The sequence below is a fragment of the Flavobacterium sp. genome (assembly GCF_023151265.1).
Lineage (GTDB): Bacteria > Bacteroidota > Bacteroidia > Flavobacteriales > Flavobacteriaceae > Flavobacterium.
On record NZ_JAKLJH010000175.1, the window covers coordinates 1 to 4,522 of the forward strand.

The 4,522-nt window shown below is 31.0% G+C and carries 4 protein-coding genes; 3 read left to right on the forward strand and 1 reads right to left on the reverse strand.

What is annotated here, in order from left to right:
* Positions 1–219: 219 nt before the first annotated feature.
* The 3 genes from L6Q46_RS12830 to tsaB all read left to right on the forward strand — a co-directional run bounded on the left by L6Q46_RS12830 (position 220) and on the right by tsaB (position 3,747).
* Positions 220–1,653 (forward strand): TolC family protein, encoded by a 1,434-nt coding sequence (locus L6Q46_RS12830; RefSeq protein WP_291284639.1) that lies wholly within the window; start codon positions 220–222, stop codon positions 1,651–1,653.
* A gap of 21 nt (positions 1,654–1,674) precedes the next feature.
* Positions 1,675–2,988 carry an efflux RND transporter periplasmic adaptor subunit gene (locus L6Q46_RS12835; protein WP_111566150.1) on the forward strand — a complete coding sequence of 438 codons (1,314 nt, stop codon included), beginning with the start codon at positions 1,675–1,677 and terminating at the stop codon, positions 2,986–2,988.
* A gap of 99 nt (positions 2,989–3,087) precedes the next feature.
* Positions 3,088–3,747, forward strand: a complete 660-nt coding sequence (gene tsaB, locus L6Q46_RS12840) for a tRNA (adenosine(37)-N6)-threonylcarbamoyltransferase complex dimerization subunit type 1 TsaB (RefSeq protein ID WP_291284640.1) — start codon at positions 3,088–3,090, stop codon at positions 3,745–3,747.
* A gap of 1 nt (position 3,748) precedes the next feature.
* Here tsaB and L6Q46_RS12845 read toward each other — a convergent pair.
* Positions 3,749–4,522: mechanosensitive ion channel domain-containing protein (locus tag L6Q46_RS12845; protein WP_363315880.1), on the reverse strand; the 774-nt coding region annotated here is incomplete at its 5' end.

Consider the following 4,522-nt stretch of genomic DNA (forward strand, 5'->3'; position numbering starts at 1 on the left):
TACAGGGTTGTCGTTTGAAGGTGCTGGTTATATGGCTTCAACTTTTTTTGCTGTACCACATGAAACGGTTAGGAGTATAGTAAAAAGTAAAGTAAAAACTACAAGAATGGTTTTCATAGTAAATCTAAATTTCGATGTAAAAGTAAAATTTTAATTGATATACTGTAACAAAATATAAAAAAAGAGGTCTTATTAGAAATGAGAATTAAAGCACATAAAATGATAACAAAAAAAATAGTTTTTTTTCTATTGTTGATAGGTTTTCAACTTTCGGCACAAAGTAAAAAATGGACTTTGGAAGAATGTGTAGATTATGCTATAAAAAATAATATTTCGGTTAAACAGTCCGAATTAGATTTAAAAAATGCTACAATTAATAAAAAAGATGCGGTTGGTGCCTTTTTACCTAGCGTAAATGGTAGTGCATCTCACTCTTGGAATATTGGTTTAAATCAAAATATTACAACGGGTTTATTAGAAAATCAAACAACACAGTTTACTTCTGCAGGATTAAATGTTGGTATCGACATATATAATGGTTTGAGAAATCAATTACAACTTAGAAAATCAAACTTACAAATTATTGCTACTCAGTATCAATTAACGAAAATGCAAGAAGATATTGCTTTGAATGTAGCTAATGCTTACTTGCAAATTTTGTTTAACAAAGAAAACTTAAAAATTCAATTACAGCAAAAAGAGTATAACTTAACTCAATTAGAAAGAACTCAAGAATTAGTTGATGCAGGTGTGGTTCCAAATGGAGATTTGTTAGATATTAAAGCAACGGTTGCATCTGATGCACAACGAGTAATTGCAGCGCAAAATGCATTGTTAATTTCTAAATTAAGTTTAGCACAATTATTACGATTAGATGATTTTGAGAATTTTGATATCGATGAAAATCAAATTCCTGTTTTAAATTCCGAGATTTTATTACAATCGTCTCAAGATATTATGCAAAAAGCTAAAGAAACAAGAACTGAGTTAAAAATTGCACAATCAAACGTAGAGTTGGCAGAAAAAGATGTTGCAATTGCAAGAGGAGCTTATCAACCAACAATCTCAGGATTTTATAGTTTTAGTACTAGAGCTGCTTACAGTGATAGAATTGTTGGTGTTCAACCAAATACGGATAATCCAACATCAGTTATTGGTTATGTGGATGGAACAGGTCAATCGGTACTTCAACCTAATTTTTCGCCTATTTTAGGTAAACCTGAAGCCGTTTTTGATCAGTTTGATAAGAATAAAGGTCAAAACTTTGGGCTACAATTAACGGTTCCTATTTTTAATGGACTTTCAGTAAGAAATAATGTACAAAGAAGCAAGGTAGCATTAGAAAGAGCTAAGCTAAATTTAGGACAACAAGAATTAGATATAGAAAGAACCGTTTTCACGGCTTATACAGATGCAAATGCTGCAAAAGAAAGTTATGAAGCGGCTGAAAAGACTTTAGAAGCGCGAAAATTATCTTTTGAATACGCAAAAGCAAGATATGAAGTTGGATTAATTAACGTTTTCGATTTCAATCAAGCACAAACCTTGTTAGTTAACGCACAATCAGAAGTGTTAAGAACCAAATACGATTACATTTTTAGAACCAAAATATTAGAATTCTATTTCGGAATTCCATTAATCAAAAAGCAATAGTTAAAATATAAATACTTTATCATGTCAAAGAAAACCATATTCATTTTATTAGGAAGTCTAGTAGCAATAATTTTATTAGTAGTCGGACTTAAAAAAGGTGGTGTTATCGGAAATAACGATGAATCTAAAGTTGTTGAATTATCAAAAGTAGCACAAACAACAATCGTTGAAACGGTTTCGGCAACTGGAAAAATCCAACCAGAAATTGAAGTTAAAATATCATCAGAAGTTTCTGGAGAAATTATTGCTTTGCCTATTAAAGAAGGGCAACAAGTAAAAAAAGGCGATTTATTAGTAAGAATCAATCCTGATTTATATGAATCTGGAGTTAATCGTTCTGTGGCTTCTATGTCAACTACAAAAGCAGGGTTAAGTCAAGCCGATGCTCAAGTAAAAGAATCAAAAGCCAATTACGATAGAAATAAAAAATTATTTGAAAAAGGAATTATCTCAAAGTCAGAGTGGGATAGAATTGTATCGGCTTATGAAGTTGCGGTTGCAAATAAGCAATCGGCGTATTACCAAGTGCAAAGTGCTTCTGCAACGGTAACAGAAGCAAAAGATAACTTAGGTAGAACTACGATTTATGCTCCAGCAGATGGAACAGTTTCATTATTGAATGTAGAATTAGGAGAAAGAGTTTTAGGCACGCAACAAATGGCAGGAACAGAAATTCTTAGAATTGCTAACCTAAACAATATGGAAGTAGAAGTTGATGTTAACGAAAATGATATTGTAAAAGTAAATATTGGTGATTCTGCAAATATTGAAGTTGATGCCTATTTAAAAAGAGAATTTAAAGGAATTGTTACAAGTATTTCAAATTCGGCAAGTACTGCATTAACGGCTGATCAAGTTACGAATTTTAAAGTAAAAGTTAGAATCTTAAAAGAATCGTATCAAGATTTATTAGAAGGAAAACCTGAAAATTTCTCTCCATTTAGACCGGGAATGACGGCAACGGTTGATATTATTACAAAACGTAAAGAAAATATTACTGCTGTTCCAATTAGTGCAGTTGTAGTAAAAGATGATACTACTTCGGTTAAAAAAGATATTGTTGAGGAATTAGAAAAAGAGGAGAAGGAGAAGAGAGGAACGGCACCAAAAAGTGATAAAAAATACGAATGTGTTTTTGTGAAAGTTGGCGATAAAGCTAAGTTGAGAGTTGTTAAAACGGGAATTCAAGACGATACCAATATTGAAATTATTTCAGGCTTAAAACCAGGGGAAGAAATTATTATTGGACCTTACACAACGGTTTCTAAAGATTTAGTTTCAAATGATAAAGTTAGAGTTGAAACCGAAAAAGATAAAAAAGAAAGTAAGAAATAGATTTCTTATTAGTTAATTTGGGTAGATAAGGCATAGGAAACTATGCCTTATTTTTTTTACGGGTTTATCTTCTTAACTTTGCCCTTCAAAAATCTGATTATGTCAATTATTCTAAATATAGAAACCGCAACAAAAAATTGTTCTGTAGCTTTAGCAAAAGAAGGAAAAACGATAGCTTGTAAAGAAATTGCAGAGCAAAACTTTTCTCATGCCGAAAAATTACACGTTTTTATCGAGGAATTACTTACTGAAAATAATTTACAGTTCTCTGACTTGAATGCTGTTGCGGTAAGTCAAGGACCAGGTTCTTATACTGGATTACGAATTGGCGTTTCTTCTGCTAAAGGATTTTGTTATGCAATGAATATTCCAATGATTGCTATTGATACATTACAACTTTTAGCAAGACAAATTGAAATCGAAGACGGAATCATAATTCCAATGATTGATGCTCGCAGAATGGAAGTTTTTACCGCTTTTTACGATAAGAATCATAATCAAATTAGAAATACGCAAGCTGAAATTATTGATGAAACTTCGTATAATGAGATTTTAGAAAAAATTCACTTGGTTGGTGATGGCACCGAAAAATTCAAAAACACTCTAACCGATGATAAATTTGTATTTCATTCTGATGTTATATTTCCATCGGCAAAAGAAATGAGTGAATTATCATTTGACAAATACAAAAAAAGCGACTTTGTTGATGTCGCTTATTTTGAACCTTATTATTTGAAAGATTTCGTTTTATCTAAGTAAGTTAAAGTCTAACTACAGATTTACTAAATTCTAGAATTTCAGAGCAAACTTTACTGTAATCTGAATTATTTGTCCAAACTTTTACGGTAAATATAACGTGAGTATCTGTTAATTCGCTAATAATAATTTCTGGATTCGGATTTTGGATAACATGTTGATGCTTTTTTACAAAGTCCAAAATAGTATTTTTAATATCTGAAAAATTGGAGTCGTAAGCTGTTTTTAAAACTAAATCCGCTCTTCTAATTCCTAATTGCGAATAGTTTTTGATTTTTCCATTTGATAAAATTCCGTTTGGAATATAAATTATTTGATTAGTTGCGGTAATTAATTTGGTAGAAAAAATAAGAATTTCGTCTACTTTTCCAGTTTCGCCATGAGCTTCAATAATATCTCCAAGTTTAAAAGGCTTAAATAAAATAATTAAAATTCCTCCAGCAAAATTAGAAAGTGAACCTTGCAAAGATAGACCGATAGCCAAACCTGCGGCACCTAAAATGGTTACAAACGCCGATGTTTCAATTCCAAGTTTTGAAATTACAGTAACGAATAATAATACACGTAAGGTCCAAAATATAACATTTCCAATAAAAGTTGAAAGTGTTAATTCAACATTTCGTTTTAGCATTATTTTTTTTGCGGCTTTTGTAATAAAACTTGTTGCCCAAAGTCCGCCTAGAAGAATAACAATAGCAACGACGAGTTTTGGAGAATATTCTAGGATTAATTTTTTAATGGTTTCTAGATAATTTTGAATTTCAATTGGCGTCATATT

Bases quoted from the DNA above. Each gene is read 5' to 3' on its own strand.
- L6Q46_RS12830 (WP_291284639.1), top strand. From the start codon at position 220: ATGATAACAAAAAAAATAGTTTTTTTTCTATTGTTGATAGGTTTTCAA.
- tsaB (WP_291284640.1), top strand. From the start codon at position 3,088: ATGTCAATTATTCTAAATATAGAAACCGCAACAAAAAATTGTTCTGTA.
- L6Q46_RS12835 (WP_111566150.1), top strand. From the start codon at position 1,675: ATGTCAAAGAAAACCATATTCATTTTATTAGGAAGTCTAGTAGCAATA.